The sequence below is a fragment of the Trichocoleus sp. DQ-A1 genome (genome assembly GCF_039961955.1).
Lineage (GTDB): Bacteria > Cyanobacteriota > Cyanobacteriia > Cyanobacteriales > FACHB-T130 > FACHB-T130.
On the sequence record NZ_JAMPKE010000035.1, the window covers coordinates 32210 to 47948 of the forward strand.

General features: G+C 45.9%; 14 protein-coding genes and 4 pseudogenes. 3 read left to right on the forward strand and 15 right to left on the reverse strand.

Features of this window, described 5'->3' with window-relative positions:
• Positions 1–67 precede the first annotated feature (67 nt).
• Positions 68–2887, forward strand: coding sequence for a CHASE2 domain-containing protein (locus NDI33_RS22965; protein ID WP_242033163.1), 2820 nt, complete (start codon positions 68–70; stop codon positions 2885–2887).
• Between the two features lie 273 nt (positions 2888–3160).
• Here the strand turns inward: NDI33_RS22965 and NDI33_RS22970 are convergent, their stop codons facing one another.
• The 4 genes and pseudogenes from NDI33_RS22970 to NDI33_RS22985 form a co-directional block, all read right to left on the reverse strand.
• Positions 3161–3757, reverse strand: coding sequence for a DUF4278 domain-containing protein (locus NDI33_RS22970; RefSeq protein WP_190676266.1), 597 nt, complete (start codon positions 3755–3757; stop codon positions 3161–3163).
• 1046 nt (positions 3758–4803) lie between these two features.
• Positions 4804–4948: pseudogene (locus tag NDI33_RS22975) on the reverse strand (transposase); the annotation flags it as partial.
• Between the two features lie 12 nt (positions 4949–4960).
• Positions 4961–5152: pseudogene (locus NDI33_RS22980) on the reverse strand (flavodoxin family protein); the annotation flags it as partial.
• Between the two features lie 20 nt (positions 5153–5172).
• Positions 5173–5622, reverse strand: a complete 450-nt coding sequence (locus tag NDI33_RS22985; RefSeq protein ID WP_348245674.1) for a GNAT family N-acetyltransferase — start codon at positions 5620–5622, stop codon at positions 5173–5175.
• Between the two features lie 20 nt (positions 5623–5642).
• Between NDI33_RS22985 and NDI33_RS22990 the strand changes: the two are divergent.
• A pseudogene (locus NDI33_RS22990) lies at positions 5643–6350 on the forward strand (IS1 family transposase).
• A 6-nt stretch (positions 6351–6356) separates the two neighbouring features.
• On the opposite strand, the gene NDI33_RS22995 reads toward NDI33_RS22990, so the two are convergent.
• From NDI33_RS22995 to NDI33_RS23040, 10 genes and pseudogenes are all read right to left on the reverse strand, one after another.
• A complete protein-coding gene (locus NDI33_RS22995; protein WP_190676273.1) occupies positions 6357–6761 on the reverse strand; it encodes a hypothetical protein in 405 nt (134 codons plus the stop codon).
• A 23-nt stretch (positions 6762–6784) separates the two neighbouring features.
• Positions 6785–7711 carry an NAD(P)/FAD-dependent oxidoreductase gene (locus NDI33_RS23000; RefSeq protein ID WP_190676275.1) on the reverse strand — a complete coding sequence of 309 codons (927 nt, stop codon included), beginning with the start codon at positions 7709–7711 and terminating at the stop codon, positions 6785–6787.
• A gap of 141 nt (positions 7712–7852) precedes the next feature.
• Positions 7853–8524, reverse strand: coding sequence for a glycerophosphoryl diester phosphodiesterase membrane domain-containing protein (locus tag NDI33_RS23005; RefSeq protein ID WP_190676277.1), 672 nt, complete (start codon positions 8522–8524; stop codon positions 7853–7855).
• Positions 8521–8661 (reverse strand): hypothetical protein, encoded by a 141-nt coding sequence (locus NDI33_RS23010; protein WP_348245675.1) that lies wholly within the window; start codon positions 8659–8661, stop codon positions 8521–8523. The genes NDI33_RS23005 and NDI33_RS23010 overlap by 4 nt, the downstream gene beginning before the upstream one ends.
• A 33-nt stretch (positions 8662–8694) precedes the next feature.
• Positions 8695–9702 carry an SDR family oxidoreductase gene (locus tag NDI33_RS23015; RefSeq protein ID WP_190676280.1) on the reverse strand — a complete coding sequence of 336 codons (1008 nt, stop codon included), beginning with the start codon at positions 9700–9702 and terminating at the stop codon, positions 8695–8697.
• Between the two features lie 122 nt (positions 9703–9824).
• Positions 9825–9941 (reverse strand): annotated as a pseudogene (locus NDI33_RS23020) (alpha/beta hydrolase); the annotation flags it as partial.
• Between the two features lie 109 nt (positions 9942–10050).
• Positions 10051–10809 (reverse strand): SDR family oxidoreductase, encoded by a 759-nt coding sequence (locus tag NDI33_RS23025; protein ID WP_190676282.1) that lies wholly within the window; start codon positions 10807–10809, stop codon positions 10051–10053.
• A 294-nt stretch (positions 10810–11103) separates the two neighbouring features.
• Positions 11104–11928, reverse strand: a complete 825-nt coding sequence (locus NDI33_RS23030; RefSeq protein ID WP_190676286.1) for an alpha/beta hydrolase — start codon at positions 11926–11928, stop codon at positions 11104–11106.
• 263 nt (positions 11929–12191) lie between these two features.
• Positions 12192–13058: an NmrA/HSCARG family protein gene (locus NDI33_RS23035; protein WP_190676288.1), complete on the reverse strand. Its 867-nt coding sequence runs from the start codon at positions 13056–13058 to the stop codon at positions 12192–12194.
• A 242-nt stretch (positions 13059–13300) separates the two neighbouring features.
• The gene (locus tag NDI33_RS23040) at positions 13301–13603 is read right to left on the reverse strand and encodes an NmrA family NAD(P)-binding protein (RefSeq protein ID WP_199302467.1); all 303 of its coding nucleotides are present in this window, start codon (positions 13601–13603) and stop codon (positions 13301–13303) included.
• Between the two features lie 226 nt (positions 13604–13829).
• On the opposite strand from NDI33_RS23040, the gene NDI33_RS23045 reads away from it, so the two are divergent.
• Positions 13830–14792 carry an MBL fold metallo-hydrolase gene (locus tag NDI33_RS23045; RefSeq protein WP_190676290.1) on the forward strand — a complete coding sequence of 321 codons (963 nt, stop codon included), beginning with the start codon at positions 13830–13832 and terminating at the stop codon, positions 14790–14792.
• Between the two features lie 414 nt (positions 14793–15206).
• Here NDI33_RS23045 and NDI33_RS23050 read toward each other — a convergent pair whose 3' ends face one another.
• Positions 15207–15683 (reverse strand): peptidoglycan-binding protein, encoded by a 477-nt coding sequence (locus NDI33_RS23050; RefSeq protein WP_190676292.1) that lies wholly within the window; start codon positions 15681–15683, stop codon positions 15207–15209.
• Positions 15684–15739: the final 56 nt, after the last annotated feature.

Consider the following 15739-nt stretch of genomic DNA (forward strand, 5'->3'; position numbering starts at 1 on the left):
TGGATTCAATTGAAAATCCCTTTATTTTGTCCCAGCAGTTAGATTGGATTCAATTGAAAATCGCTTTATGTGGACAACGCTGAAACAGCGAATCTGGCAATGGCGTGGGGTATTGATAACGGCTCCTAGTATAGCTGGAGTATTAGTTGCTCTGCGTTTGGCAGGAGCCCTACAACTATTGGAGTTAGTAGCACTCGATCAATTTTTTCGCCTGCGTCCTCTAGAGCCTGCCGACCCTCGAATTGTCATTGTCACGATTGACGAGTCGGACATTAAGAAACTGAGACAGTGGCCGATGTCAGATGCTGTAATGGCTCGCTTGCTCTTAACACTCAAACAACAGAATCCGAGAGCAATTGGTCTAGATCTCTATCGAAATTTACCAGTCGAGCCTGGTCATCAGGAATTGGTCAAGGTCTTTGCCTCTACACCCAACTTGATTGGTATTAAGACAGTGGTAAAAAAAGCTGACAGTGATGCTGTTGAAGCACCACCAACGTTGCTCCAGCTTGGTCAAGTTAGCGCAAGCGATCTGGTATTGGATACTGATGGCAAGCTCCGTCGCAGTTTACTGTATCTGAGAACCCAGAACAATCAACCAATATTAAGTTTGGGGGCAAAACTGGCTTTTGCTTACCTTGCAACTGAAGGCATTACCCCCCAAGAAGTTGACCGTAGCAAGAGCAAATTTAGATTGGGTCGAGCCGTATTTGCTCCCTTAAAAGCAAATGACGGGGGCTATATCCGTGCTGATGTCGGAGGGTATCAGATATTGTCAAATTTTCGCAGACTACGGCATGGCTTTCGTACTATCTCGATGACGGCTGTTTTAGAGGGTCAGATACCAGCGAATTTGATACGCGATCGCATTGTTTTGATTGGTGCAACGGCAGAGAGTATCAACGATCGCTTTTACACCTCCTATAGTACGACGCTGGGTACTGCATCGGCTGGCGTTGAGATTCATGCCCATTTGACTAGCCAACTGTTGAGTGCAGCACTGGACGGGCGACCTTTACTCCAAGCCAGTTCTGAGCCATTAGAAGGCTTATGGATTTTAGTTTGGTCGGGGATTGGGGCCATATTAGGCTGGACATCAACATCTCTTCGACGGACAGTTATTGCCGTCTTGTTTTTCGGGATTACTCTTTTGGGCAGCGCGTACCTGCTGTTTTTGGCAGGCTGGTGGCTGATTGCGATTTCCCCACTAATAGCTCTGGTTGGGGCTGCCATTATCAGTAACGGCTACGTACTCGCTCGAAACCTGAAACTCTCCAATCAGCAGTTAGAAGATTATGCACGGACGCTACAACAAAAAGTCAAGGAGCGTACCCTGGAACTAGAGCGGGAAACCACCCGTGCAAAACAAGCCGAAGATGCTGCGAGTGCCGCCAACCAAGCCAAAAGCACTTTCCTAGCAAATATGAGCCACGAACTGCGTACTCCCCTCAACGTGATTCTTGGCTTTTCCCAATTGATGGGTCGATCGCCTAATCTACCCCTGGAACAGCAAGAACACCTGGGTACCATAACTCGCAGTGGAGAACATCTACTCACTCTGATTAATCAACTCTTAGATTTATCCAAAATCGAAGCAGGACGCGCTACGCTCAACGAAACACCCTTCGACCTCTATTATCTTCTAGACGATTTGCAATGTATGTTTCAGCTTAAGGCTGACAGTAAGGGGTTACAGTTGCTATTTAACCGAACTCCAGATGTTCCCCAACATGTACGCACCGATGAAGTCAAGTTGCGTCAAGTTTTGATTAATCTGCTCTCTAACGCAATTAAGTTTACGAAAGCAGGCACCGTTTCGGTAAGAGTGTCAGCGGTTGTAGGGGCGGGTTTAACCAGGTGGAGTGTGGAGCAACAGACAACTTCGTTAAACCCACCCTTACAGGAAGCAGTGGTAAAAGAAAACGGACAACACACAATTACCTTTGAAGTTGAAGATACGGGTTCTGGCATTGCCAAAGAGGAGTTAGACAAGCTTTTTCAACCCTTTGTACAAACGAAAACAGGTCAACAATTGCAGGAAGGGACAGGATTAGGGTTGGCTATAGCACGCTTGTTTGTGCAACTGATGGGGGGGGAAATAACTGTTAGTTCCTTGGTGGGCAAGGGTTCTGTCTTCAAGTTTGACATTAAACTCAGCGTGGTTGAAACTGCTGACATCAAAAGCCAACAACCAACCCGTCGAGTACTTGCCCTAGAACCCAATCAACTGAGCTATCGTATTCTAATTGCGGACGACGCTCTTGAAAATCGCCAACTACTAACAAAGTTGCTTTCTCCCTTTGGCTTTGAACTGTGGGAAGTTAGTAACGGTATTGAGGCGATTGAGATTTGGGAGAAATATTCTCCACACTTAATCTTTATGGATATGCGAATGCCCATGATGGATGGGTATGAAGCGACTAAACAGATCAGACTTCGGGAAAGAAATAGGAAGGATGAACAAGCCAAGATCCAAACGGGTCAAGCTATAGCAATTGTTGCGGTGACTGCCCATACCTTAGAGAAAGAGCGAACCACTGCCCTTAGAGTCGGTTGCGATGACTTTATCCACAAACCCTTCCGAGAGGCTGACATCTTTGACGCTCTACACAAACATATTGGGGTGCGCTTCGTGTATGCTGAATCTACTGCCGCATCTATTGAAACTAAGGTAGAAATCTTGACTCCAGAGGCAATCGCTGCCTTACCTCCCGATTTAGTTGCTAACCTCCGTCAAGCTATCTACAATCTTGATGTCGAGTTGATACAGACCTTGATTGCTCAAATCAGTGAGTTAAATCAACCCTTAGCAACCGCGATCACTTCTTTGGCTAAAGATTTTAAGTATCGACAGTTATTGGATTTGACACAACCGATAACCTATTAAAAATCAGTGGTATCAACTTCTTTGAGTTAAACACTGAGTTAAGGCGATCAGTTCAGTAAACCTTTAAAGACTTAGTAAAAGAATATAAATCCACTTCCTTGTGTAACAATGTTTTACCGACAAAGGTGAACGCCCCTTGAGGTAATCTGAGCGAGCGAATTGTGCTGTCTACGTAGGAAGCTAGTAGGCCTAATTTTCGCGCTCGCTTAATCGCAAATTGCACTTTGCACTAGCAGAAAGCCCATCAATTACTCATGAGAATCTTTCAACTTCTCAGTAGTATCTGAGAATCAGTTGTTCAATCGAAGTTTTGCCTGCCTCTTGCATTACTTGATGAATTTTTGGAGCCTGCATCCACGTAGCTGCAATCAGTAAGGCAAGAACCGTTAAAGCTCCAAACAAGACTATTTTATTTGTTAGGTTAGGTTCCTCTTGTACTATGGGTTCGTTGGTAGCGGCTTGGATTTTTCCTTTAACAGTCGAACTCCAATTACTGCCACATTCTGACCATAAACCTAAAAGATTGAGATCGTACAAGAATTCATCTCGTGTCTTAGAGGCATTATGGTATTTATCTTCTGACATGATAAGTTCTGAAGTGCTTGCAGGCTGAGTAACTACGGTAACTTCTCCCTGTGCAGTTTTATTCACAAAGTAGGCGATGCCTCGATACATCAATCTATAAGCTACTGGTTGTACAGGAACTTCACTCTGCTTCGCATTCGGATGGATACGATAAGTAACTCTACGGTAAATCAGATTATAAGCGGGACCAGAGCCACGAACTTGCTTAAAGGGCTGTCCTCTCTTCCTGCTTTCAACCTTTGAGGGGTCGTGTTCGTAGCACAAACCACGATAGTAAAGCTTCATGTTTTCACTCTTGAAAGAATGTAATGGGGGAGTTTCTTCAGGAAAAAAATTTCCTTATTTGAAGGTCTACTAGACTCAATTTCTAATCTTGAAAAAGTGATTTATGTCACTTCTCAGAAGTAATACAATTGCAAATAAACTTGCATCTACAGTTAGCCACTGAGCTGTCAGCCTTCTTTTTTTAGGAGTTTTGGATGCAATATTCTGCGGACTGGAGGGAAACTCATATTTCTGAAAAGCTGCATAATTCATAATGGAATTCCTTTTATTTGATAGATTTGTTGCTCGGAAATCTAAAAGGAAGCTTGAGGATCAGGTTTTAGGTATAATTTTCTTGCCAAACACATGAAAGTTGAGTCAGGCTTTGTTAATGCTAACTTGCTTTTCTTCTACCCTATTTCTAGAACTTCTATTCAATGCAATCCACTCGACTTTTTCTAGTTAAGATGCAATTTAAGCAGAAGTTATGTACAAAGCCTAAGCAATAGCTATAGACACAGAAAAAACACCAGGCTTATCAGAAATTATTGGGAAATTATCGCTAGTTAAATGAAAAGAGTCCTGCCAAAAATTGAGTAACGTGAGTTCGGGATAAACTGAGATCCGTTTTCTACGGTCATGGAATTCAGCTGTTTTTTAACTGTGTTTGCGTCATTTCAGTCTATTATTAATCCTTAACGTCCTTAAGCAAACTGACGTTTAATACATTCCAAATTACTGCACTTCGCAAAATCCTGCGAACGTACTTTGGCAGGTATGGTGCCGATAAAATTTCTTGCCCTGTTTTTGATTGCTTTTTTCCGAGTAAAAGTAGTTAACTTTGCTGAGTTATCAACTACTTTCATTTAATATCGAAAGCTACAATCTTAACTGTTTTAGAATTTTGCAATTTTTGTCCGTACTTAGAGCAAACACCTAGAAAAACGCTGCTCAAACAAGAATTTTACATAACTAGTTCTTACTGCATTGAATGTGAATCAGTCTTGTCTGTAATCGTTCCCTGAATTCGCTCCAGTGCAGCAGAATTATAGCAACCGCCAGAGCGGTTAGGACGCTAGGTGTAGGACATGCTCCATTGCATCGCGTAGACAATCTTGCCTGGTCGAGTTGCTTGCGAATTCGACTTTTAAGCCAAGACCAGCATCGCTCAATCTTATTGAAGGCCGGTGAATACGCAGGCATAGAGAACAACCATATTGCAAATTAAAAAATGACAGCATCCGCCCACAACAATTTCTCTTGTTTTACTTCAATGTCAGTCGCTTGAGTGTAGTCTGCAAAAGCTTGTTTAAATTCACGAATGTAGCTGAAGCGTTCTGTGTCTTGAAGATGAAAGAAGTCCTGTTGATCTGTAATCGCTTTCCACTTCATTTGGTAGAGATCGGAAACTTGAACAGTATGTCCTTCCTTTCACTTCAACAGGTATAAGTCCTAAAATAAGCAGTTGGTTGATAGCCCATTCTTTGATATACCGGAAAGCCAGCAGGAGTTGCATGTAAAGCAGTACGTTTTTTGCCATAGCGTTGCTCTGCGTGTTCTAAAGAGTGCCGAATAACGGCTTCAGCATAACCCTGATTTCTATAATCCGGTAACGTTGCAACCAATCCTAGATAAAATTCATCGTTTATCAGAAACGTTATCGCCGTTGATACGGGTTGATTTTCCACAAAACCCAGTGTACCGAATACCGTCTCTTGCCAAAATTGATCAAGTTCTAAAATTTCGCGAAAAGGTGCAAGAGGAAGATTAGAACTAATCGCATTAATGTCAGCGACAGCTCGTCTCATCTCCAAGTTATTCACACTAACACAGTTTAATTTTGGATAGTAATGAATAGTAATGGTAGGCTGGTACTCAAGAGACATCAACCATTACAAACGGCGCAATGAACTGTCCCAAGTGCCAATTAGCTCAAATCATCAAATACGGACGTACCCATTACGGCAAAACGCGATTCCGTTGCCAGGAGTGTGGGCGACAGTTCGTCGAGAATGCGACCCGACAACCGATTGATGAGGCAACTCGTCAATTGATTGATAAGTTGTTGCTCGAACGCCTTGCACTTGCCGCAATTGCACGGGGAACGGGTGTTTCTGAGCGTTGGCTGCAAATGTACGTCAATCAGAAGTTTTATCAAACTCCAAAAACTGTCGAACTCACCCAAAAAAACCGGGTCGGCTGATAATTCAGTTGGACGAGATGTGGTCGTTTGTTGGCGCTAAAACGAATAAACAATGGATCTGGCTGGCCATTGATGCTGGTAGCCGTGAGATTGTTGGCGTATTCGTTGGAGATCGTTCTCGGCAAGGCGCAAAGGGGCTTTGGCAATCCTTACCAGCTGTTTACCACCAGTGCGCGATTTGCTACACCGATTTTTGGGAGGCGTATGAGCAGGTACTACGCCCGAAAGCGGCATCGCGCAGTCGGCAAAGAAACGGGAAAAACTAGCTATATCGAACGGTTCAACAACACCTTACGGCAACGAGTGGGGCGCTTAGTTCGTAAAACCTGATCTTTCTCCAAGAAGTTGAGTAATCACATTGGTGCGATTTGGTATTTTGTGCATCATTACAACGCCTCCCTTCGCTCTTAACCATTACTATTCACCACTACCTAATTTTGAACTATGTCTTGTTGAAGGAAGCAGTTGCTCAGTAGCCATACCAGCCATCCTGAGTAAGGGAACAAGCCCCTGTCGAGCAAAGACTTCATCGAGCTGAGGACTAAGGAACTCTGGTATCGAGTCTTCAGCGACTATCATCCACCAGGGCTGATTGCGCTTTTTAGCATAATCATAAGCCATTTTTATTTTTGTTTCTAGCTCAACCTCGTCACGGACAGATTCAGTAAAAAAGACAGCATTGATAAAGAAATTATCTGTACCGCTCCAGGTGATGACTAACTCATTTGTTTCTAAAACTTCTCCTTCAGGACATGTACTGGCGAAGTAACTCCAAGCATTAATAAATTGTTGATTTGATGCAAAAGTCTCGGACTTTAACATGACTCATAGCTCCTTATCGCTGATTACCTAAGTTGAACCAGATTTTCTTCAGTCAAAGTGTGATTGATGGAAACAGCAGCGAGTGTCCCACTTGCTACTGCTACGGCGATCTGTGAATAAGGACTAGACACATCGCCCACTGCATAGAGTCCAGGAATCGAGGTTTGCTTACTCTCATCCACTTGTACAATGTCATCGCTGCCAAGTTTACAACCTAACTTTGCGGCTAGATGGCTGTGCTGATACGATCGAGGGCGCAGCAATATACCACGACGGGGCAGCATTTTATTGTTCGTAAAGACGATCCCTGTTAGTTTGTCGTCTTGATGTTCGAGTCGAGCAATTTTTTCTTCGCGTAGCTGAACCCCCCAATTTGATAACTGCTGTCGTTGCTCATGAGTTAATTCGGCAGAACCATCTGAACACAATACTAAATCGCGGCTCCAGCCGGTCAGCATGAATGTCATTTCAAGTCCTACCTCACCTCTGCCATAAATCGCTAAAGGTTGATCTCGCACTTCCCAACCATGACAGTAAGGACAGTGGAAAATGCTGCTACCCCAGAGTTTTGCGAATCCATCAATTGCCGGAAGTGAATCTTTCATACCCGTGGCTAACAGTAGTTTGCGACCAACAAATTGGTTGCCATCACTCAGGGTCACTTGAAAGCGATCACCCAATTTTTGAGCATCGACTACTTCACCCACCTGAATTTCAACATCGTAAGGATGCAATTGCTCTCGTCCAATTTGCAGCAGTTGTGCCGGTGAAATTCCATCTCTAGACAAGAAACCATGAGCAGCATGAGCAACTTGATTGCGTGGCTTTCCAGCATCGCAGACCAAGACCCGTTTGCAGGCTCGTCCGAGCATCAAGGCAGCAGTCAAACCGGCTGGACCGCCACCGACGATGATGACATCAAAAACATCAGTGCGTGAGTCAACGTTCATAGCTTGTTCTAATGTTGTTGGTATTGAGTTGGCACTAAGAGTAAGAGAAGATTGAAACCTGCCATCGAGTGGCGTAGATGAAGAAGGCGATTGGTCAAAAACTATCCACCTTCTTTAAGCAGATTTGCCCAGGAAAGGCACTCAGGTACTAACATCGCTTCCAAAATCAGCACTGCTAGATGGTAAACCCACGATGTCTGCGTAAGCGGCAGCGATCGCGCAAGTACTGATCGGAATCGTCACTAGCAGACCCACACCCAGCAGCAAAACACCTGCTAGATTTAGTAGTATCAACACCAAAGCAAAGCTAAGGAAAGAGAACCACTGTTTGGAAATCAGCTTGCGGCTCAGCTCCATCCCATCCCAGAAGCTCATCTTCTTTTCAAGTACTAAGGGCAGTGCAAAGATGTAGGCGACTGCTAGGTAAAGACCAGGAATGAGAAGCAATAACAACCCAATGCCAATCACCAGGCTAGAAACGAGACTGACCAGGAAAAGCGGCAGGTAGTTATTGAACCCCCTAAAGAAATCACCAAACGTTGTGGCTCGATTTTTCAAAAGTTTAAATGCCACGATTAAAAATCCTGCATTTAAAGGAGCAGAAATTAAGAAGCTGATGAACCCCTCTAGAGTGACAGACTGGCTAACTTTAGCGATCGCAAGGTTAATCAAGAAAAACACAAGTGTAAAGCCAACAAACCCAGCAGGATTTTTCTTGAACGTTTTCCAGCCGCTGCCAATGTACTCGCTAATCTTAACTGTGTAGCTTTTCTGAAGTATGCCTTCAAGCCCCGTTGACCCGTAACCTTTCATAATCGTTCTCTCCAAAATGTTGTCGGCATTGAGTTGGCAGTAAGAGAAAATTGAAACCTACCATCGAGTGGGTTAGGCGATCGCAACCGCAGGTCACCAACGCTACAGGGGTCAATCAGCGTGGAACCCATCGTCATGCCTTCAGTTGCGACACCATAACAACACGGTTTTTAGCCTGAAATACCCCCCAGCATGGCAATCAATCCGCAGGCAGCAACTACTGTGAGCGCACCCCACTTAAACGGCGGGTTTCTATCTAGCCAATCCGTGAAGCTGGGTACGCTCAACTTGCCAAAGTCGCCCTCTACGGTGTCGTAACCAGAGATTGGGGCATATAGGTTGTCGGGTGCATCCGCAGATTTTGGCTCACCTGTCAGCTGAGCGGTAAAGCCAACCTGGAGAAATAAGCGATCGATAATCGACGGGGCAATGCGTTGCAGCATCTCTAATACTCGCCCCATATCACCCACAACAAAGTCACGGGTAGGATGCTCAGCCACATATAAAATGGCATCAGCAACGGTGCTGGGTTTGTTGTAAGGCGGTAATCCAGCAGGCGCTACTCCCAGCTTCGTCCGAATTTTGTTGAAAATGGGGGTATTTGTGATGGCGGGCATCACATTAGTGACGCTGATCGGCTGTTTCTGGTACTGCAATTCAATTCTCATGGAATCTAAAAAGCCTGCTACGCCGTGCTTGGAAGCTGCATAGGGACTTTGTAATGGAAACGGAACTCTTGCTGCTAATGAGGAAACATGAATAAGTGCCCCACCTCCCTGTTTTTTGAGGTGCGGTAGAGCCACCATCGCGCCATACGCCTGTCCATTCAGGTTGACATCAATGACCCTTCTAAATTCTTCCGGTGTTATTTGGTCAAACGGTGCAACGATGCTGGTTCCCGATAGATGTACCCAGGTATCGAGTCGTCCGTAAGTGGCAATGGTCTGATCGGCGATCGCTTTTACCTGTTCAAATTCGCTGACATCAGCAATGACAGCGATCGCTTCTCCACCCAACTGTTTAATTTCCTCCACCAACGTTGCCAACCCAGACTCGCTACGAGCTGCAACAACAACCTTTGCCCCTTTTTTGGCAAACCGCAGGGCTGTTTCTCTGCCAATTCCACTAGAAGCGCCAACGATGGCGACTACTTGCTGACTGATAGGCTTTAATTTCATGGGTTCTACTCCTAAAATTGAATCTCTTTGAATACAGTCCACAATGTTTGTGGCGAATAATTGCTAATGCTTACACCGGGGTTCATCCCTCCGAGAAAGATGTCTCACAGCAACGTCTAGTGTCAGTCCTTAAGGAACGATAGAAGGTCGTTGTTGAGTTGTTCCTTGTGCGTATCTGTTAAACTGTGGGGTGCGCCTGGATACACTTTTAGGGTGGAATGCTTCACTGCGACTGCCGCTAGCGAGAGGATTTGATGTTGGCGGTTTCAGGGTTTTCGTCAACGGATTTGGCGGAAACTGCTCCACGCCTCTTCGACGAGATAGTAGCCCTGATTTTGATTGTCTTGATCAGCTCGCTGTGAATCCGCCATCTACGACCAGAGGTTGGCCAGTAATGTAGCTGGCAGCATCAGAGCAGAGAAAAACCACGGCTTGAGCGATTTCTTCTGCCTGACCCATGCGTCCCATTGGCACCATAGACGCTAAACCATCTGCCGTGCTGCCCAACTTGTCAGTGAAACGATCCGTCATCTCAGTCGCAATCAAGCCAGGATTAATCGCATTGATCCGAATACCCTGTTTGGCATAGTCGAGGGCTGCCCCTCGTGTCAGCCCCATGACCGTATGTTTACTCGCGCTGTAAATAGATACCCCTGGAAACGAAACTAAACCTCCGACTGAAGAGTTGTTGACAATCACTCCAGATCCTTGAGACAGCATTTGCCCAATCTCATGTTTCATACACAAAAAGAGTCCCCGCACGTTGATTGCCATGAGTTTGTCAAAGTCTTCGATCAATTGTTCATGCAGGGGTTTTGGAGGTAGATCAATCCCTGCATTATTGAAGGCACAATCGAGGCGTCCGTAGGTCTCAATTGTCTTCTGCACTAACGCTTTGACATCTTCCTCACTCGATACATCTGAACGTACAAATAAACATTCAGCGCCAGCATGACGAATCATTGCAGCGGTTGCCTCTCCTTCTGGGTCGCGTCTGCCTGAAAAAACAACCTTTGCACCTGCGGTTCCCAGTGCGAGAGCAGTCGCTTTACCGATTCCTGACGTGGCTCCAGTGACTAAAGCGACTTTGTTCTCAAGTGTGATCATTCTTACCTCTGCTTTAAAGTTGATACGAGTGAAAGATTAAACGGCGTTGCTGATTCACGGTATGAATCAACTTTTGGCTTGAAGTTACAAAACTCACCCTACTTGGCTTATAGCCATTCCGAAATCTTGAATTCATACCTGTATTCAGCAACACCGATTAAACGTTCGAGTTTCTCGTGGCGATCGCTGAATCTCTTTGTTGAATACAATCCACAATGCTTGCGGCGAATAATTGCTAATGCTTACACCGGGGTTCATCCCTCTGAGAAAGATGTCTCACAGCAACGTCTAGTGTCAGTCCTTGAGGAACGATAGAAGGTCGTTGTTGAGTTGTTCCTTGTGCGTATCTGTTAAACCGTGAGGTGCGCCGGGATAGATTTTCAGAGTGACATTCTTCACCAGTTTGGCGGCGGCTAGAGCAGCGGCACCGATTGGCACGATCTGATCATCATCGCCATGAATGATCAACGTTGGTACGTCGAACTTTTTGAGATCACCAGTGAAATCTGTTTCAGAAAATGCCTTAATGCAGTCGAATGCGTTCTTGTGTCCGGCCTGCATTCCTTGGAACCAAAACCAGTCAATCATGCCGGGGGAGACGTTGGCACCCGGACGGTTGAAGCCGAAGAAGGGGCCGCTAGCGAGATCCTTATAGAGCTGCGATCGGTCAGCCAGGGAGCCAGCACGAAGCCCATCGAATACCTCGATCGGCAGTCCGTCAGGATTATTCTCTGTCTTCAGCATCAGTGGCGGAACAGCGGAGATCAGTGCGGCTTTTGCAACTCGCGCTGTGCCGTGGCGACCGATGTAGCGGGCAACCTCACCGCCACCTGTGGAGAAACCAATTAAGCTAGCTCCGCTCAGGTCTAGTGTTTCAATCAGCGTCGCGAGATCATCAGCATAGGTATCCATCTCGTTTCCGTTCCAGGGCTGGCTCGATCGCCCGTGTCCACGACGGTCATGAGCGATCGCCCGAAATCCGTGGTCTGCTAGAAACAGCATTTGAGCTTCCCAACTATCAGAATTCAAAGGCCAACCGTGGCTGAAGACAATGGGTTGTCCTGTACCCCAATCTTTGTAGTAAATCTGTGTGCCATCTTGCGTTGTGATTGTGCTCATGGGATTTCTCCTAAATCGCTATGGGTTAGATTCAAAGGAACGAAGGCGCTGGCTCGACATTTACCTCGTTGCGCTCATTTATCTCGTTGTCCTCATTCTTCAACAGGCATTCCATTTAGCCCACGCAAGTTCCTTGAGTTAAGCTGCGACTTATCGTGAAGGGTGGTATTTTTCGCAAACTTTACTTTCAAATGTCTTCACGAATGCCTCTAATATTTAGTGGTTTCAAAGAATCATCGACCCGACGTCGGATGCGCTTCTGGTTATTTTTGCCAGTCGTGGTCGCGCAAATAAGATTCAAAGTCCGTCGGTGCAGGAAAATCACGTTTCAACTGTGCTAAATCTGCTGCGTAGCCTACGTTCTCAAACCAGCGATACATGATAGTCAATTCCTCTCCAATTTGCTGCTCAAACGCTTCAAATGGAATTTGTTGGTATTGGACGGTTTTTCCTAAAACACGGCTGAATGCAGCAGCGATTTCCGGCATGGTCATGTCCACACTGGCAAGTTCAATTTCGCGGTTCATGAAGTCTGCGGGGCGATCGAATACATCAGCGACCATCTCCCCATAATCTTCTTCAGAAAGCTGCTGCAACTTCGTCTCAGGACTCAATGGCTGAAAGAGCGTTCCAGTCTCAACCATCGGGCGCATCATGTTGTAGTTGTAGAGAAAGAAAACGGGTCGCAGGATTGTGTAGGGCAACTCGCTCGCTCGGATATATTCTTCGACTTGAAATTTGCTGTCGAAATGCGGAACACCCGTGTTGCGTTCGGCGCTCCCCACCGAACTGTAGACGAAGTGCTGGATGCCTACCGCTTTCGCCGCGTCTGCAACCGCTTTGCCCTGACGGATTTCGGTGTCTAATCCATCTAGAAAGATCTGTAGCGAAAAAACACCGTAGGCACCTTGCAAAGCGCGATCGAGGGAAGCGCGATCGTTGAGATCTCCGACTACGAGTTCTGCGCCTGCTTGTTGGAGGGCAAGAGATGCAGGCTTGTTTGGGTCACGCACCAAGGCGCGAACCTTGAAATTGCCGCGTTGCAAAAGATGACGGGCGATCGCGCTTCCCTGATTGCCTGTAGATCCGGTGACTAAGATAAGTCGTTCTGCGTTGATTGACTGTGGCATGGGATTCTTCCTAAATTGGTATGGGTTGGATTCAATGCGAACGAAGGCGCTGACTCGACATTTACTTCGTTGTTCTCATTCTTCAACAGACGTTCCATTTAGCCCACGCAAGTTCATTGAGTTAAGCTGCAACTTATGGTGAAGCGTGGTATTTTTCAGGGAAAAAGGCACTGATTCAGTAGCTGTCTCTTATATTTAGTGGTTTCAAAGAATCATCGACCCGACATCGGACGTGATTGCAGTTAGTTTTGCCGGTCGTAGTCGCACAAATAAGATTCAAAGTCTGTCGGTGCAGGAAAATCACGTTTCAACTGTACTAAATCCGCTGCATAGCCGACGTTCTCAAACCAGCGATACATAATAGTCAATTTCTCTCCAATTTGCTGCTCAAACGCTTCAAACGGAATTTGTTGGTATTCGACGGTTTTTCCTAAAACACGGCTGAACGCAGCAGCGATTTCCGGCATGGTCATGTCCACACTGGCAACTTCAATTTCGCGGTTCATGGAACCCGCGGGGCGATCGCCTCTATGAAAGCAAGGCATGAATATTCAAGACGCAACGGGGTTAGCGAATACCCAAAAAGCAACACTGAAAGCATTAGGACACTAGCATAATCATCACCAAGCTGTAATGCTCCAGTCTCTCTCGTGGAAAATCGCTTTAATTTGTCGTTTAATTTAGTGGATCTTGAGTGGTGCAATTGGAGAATGTTTTACAAACTAAGTTTATATTGCATCAATTTTCAATTACCACTGGGATATCTCGAATATGTTTTTTAGACTTGCCATAGCTGTTATCACCGCAGTGTTGATTATTGCAACCTCAATTACGTTTCCGGGAATTAGCACAGAGAAAACGGTAAAACTTCAAGTGCCGGGTGTCTATCAATTCAAGTTAGGCAATTTCACAATTACCGCCCTCAGCGATGGCACAGTACCACTGGATCTGCATCCCATCCTGACCAATACGAACCAGGCAGAAATCGATCGTCTCCTGCATCAAAGCTTTGTTAAAAACCCTGTTGAAGCTTCGATCAATGTATTTCTCATTGATACTGGAGACAACCAGGTGTTAATAGACACAGGTTCAGGAGAATTGTTTGGGGAACTGGGCGGCAAGCTACCAAGGTCGTTGCAGGCAGCAGGCTATAGGGCCGACGAGATCGATATTGTTCTCATTACTCATATCCATACCGATCACAGCGGTGGTTTGGTTGTAGGTGGTCAACCCATGTTTCCTGCTGCTACGGTCTATGTCGGCAAACCCGATATTGATTTTTGGCTTAACCCTGCTAATGCAAAGCGATCGCCAGACTATCAAAGGTACTTCAACGAAGCAGTTAAGACAGTCAAACCCTATCTGGATATGGGCAAGCTGAAACCGTTTTCCGGCGAGACGGTGATTATACCTGGGATTACCGCACGCCCCACCCCAGGCCATACGCCCGGACACAGTTTCTTCTTGGTGGAAAGCCAAGGCGAGAGTATCGAGTTTTGGGGCGATATTGTGCACGTCGCCTCGGTTCAATTTCCGAAGCCCGAAATCACGATCGACTTTGACGTTGATCCTAATGCCGCAGCAGTGCAACGGGCAAAACAATTTGCCGATGCAGAAAAATCCCGTCGTCTCGTCGCAGCCGCCCATGTCTCTTTTCCAGGAGTCGGTCATATTCGTGCAGACAATCAGGGCTATGCTTGGGTGCCTGTGGACTATCGCTGGCGTGAACGATGAGGTTGCGCCGCAAAAAGAATAAGACATTGAAGCGCCCAGATATTCCGCTATTTATCGTTAGATCCCCCGACCCCCTTGAAAAAGAGGGGCTTAAGAGTTCTCAAGTTGGGTAAGAGGGAACATGTCAATGAGCACGCCATGTTATCCCTTTTCTGTCACTCTCGGAAAACAATATAATAGCAGTGCTGTTGAAGCATTGTTTCCGTCCGTACAGCCAAGCAGCACCCAACGAAGTTTGGGGCTTTTAGCTATTCTCTAGCAGGAGTGACAGAAGAGGGATAATTGAGGGGATCATACCTGAACTGGGTCATCAGGCTAAATATGGAAATGCGATCGCCTACTATCAAGCGATCGCATCATATTAAGGTATCTATGCAAAAGATACTCAGATCAGAGCTGACAATAATACTCTAACTAAGGCACTTTGAGGCTCATGATGATGCCCCAGGTTATGGGACCAACGACTCCTTGAGTATTGGAAAGGCGTTCTCCGTCACCATTCTTCTGTAACTGAATCACAGCAGCTTTGGTTTTGGGGCCAAAAATACCATCAGCCAACCCCAAACTGAATCTTTTTGTTAACAGCGCTTGCTGCATTCGTTGCACAGCATTGCTGCTATCCCCTTCTCGCAAGAAAACTCCAGGCTGATTTTCTGGCCAAGCATATCCTATTGCAGTCCAGGTTGCTGCTCCGACAATGCCATCAGCTACTAGATTTTTGGATTGCTGAAAGCGAACCACTGCTGCTCTAGTCACGGGGCCGAACTGAGCATCAGGCGCGTTGACAGTGAACTTGCGTATTTGCAGAATGTATTGTAAATCGGTAACTTCTGGCCCAATTGACCCTTGTTGCAAAATAATGACAGGTTTCTGTTGAGTGGTAGTAGACATGGAAATTCTCCTTAAAGTTGTAGTTGTGAGTGGTTGACGAATCAATTGAATGAGCT

Coding starts and splice junctions, on each gene's coding strand:
- NDI33_RS22965 (WP_242033163.1), top strand. CDS start 68: ATGTGGACAACGCTGAAACAGCGAATCTGGCAATGGCGTGGGGTATTG.
- NDI33_RS22970 (WP_190676266.1), bottom strand. CDS start 3,757: ATGAAGCTTTACTATCGTGGTTTGTGCTACGAACACGACCCCTCAAAG.
- NDI33_RS22985 (WP_348245674.1), bottom strand. CDS start 5,622: ATGTCTCTTGAGTACCAGCCTACCATTACTATTCATTACTATCCAAAA.
- NDI33_RS22995 (WP_190676273.1), bottom strand. CDS start 6,761: ATGTTAAAGTCCGAGACTTTTGCATCAAATCAACAATTTATTAATGCT.
- NDI33_RS23000 (WP_190676275.1), bottom strand. CDS start 7,711: ATGAACGTTGACTCACGCACTGATGTTTTTGATGTCATCATCGTCGGT.
- NDI33_RS23005 (WP_190676277.1), bottom strand. CDS start 8,524: ATGAAAGGTTACGGGTCAACGGGGCTTGAAGGCATACTTCAGAAAAGC.
- NDI33_RS23010 (WP_348245675.1), bottom strand. CDS start 8,661: ATGACGATGGGTTCCACGCTGATTGACCCCTGTAGCGTTGGTGACCTG.
- NDI33_RS23015 (WP_190676280.1), bottom strand. CDS start 9,702: ATGAAATTAAAGCCTATCAGTCAGCAAGTAGTCGCCATCGTTGGCGCT.
- NDI33_RS23025 (WP_190676282.1), bottom strand. CDS start 10,809: ATGATCACACTTGAGAACAAAGTCGCTTTAGTCACTGGAGCCACGTCA.
- NDI33_RS23030 (WP_190676286.1), bottom strand. CDS start 11,928: ATGAGCACAATCACAACGCAAGATGGCACACAGATTTACTACAAAGAT.
- NDI33_RS23035 (WP_190676288.1), bottom strand. CDS start 13,058: ATGCCACAGTCAATCAACGCAGAACGACTTATCTTAGTCACCGGATCT.
- NDI33_RS23040 (WP_199302467.1), bottom strand. CDS start 13,603: ATGCCTTGCTTTCATAGAGGCGATCGCCCCGCGGGTTCCATGAACCGC.
- NDI33_RS23045 (WP_190676290.1), top strand. CDS start 13,830: ATGTTTTTTAGACTTGCCATAGCTGTTATCACCGCAGTGTTGATTATT.
- NDI33_RS23050 (WP_190676292.1), bottom strand. CDS start 15,683: ATGTCTACTACCACTCAACAGAAACCTGTCATTATTTTGCAACAAGGG.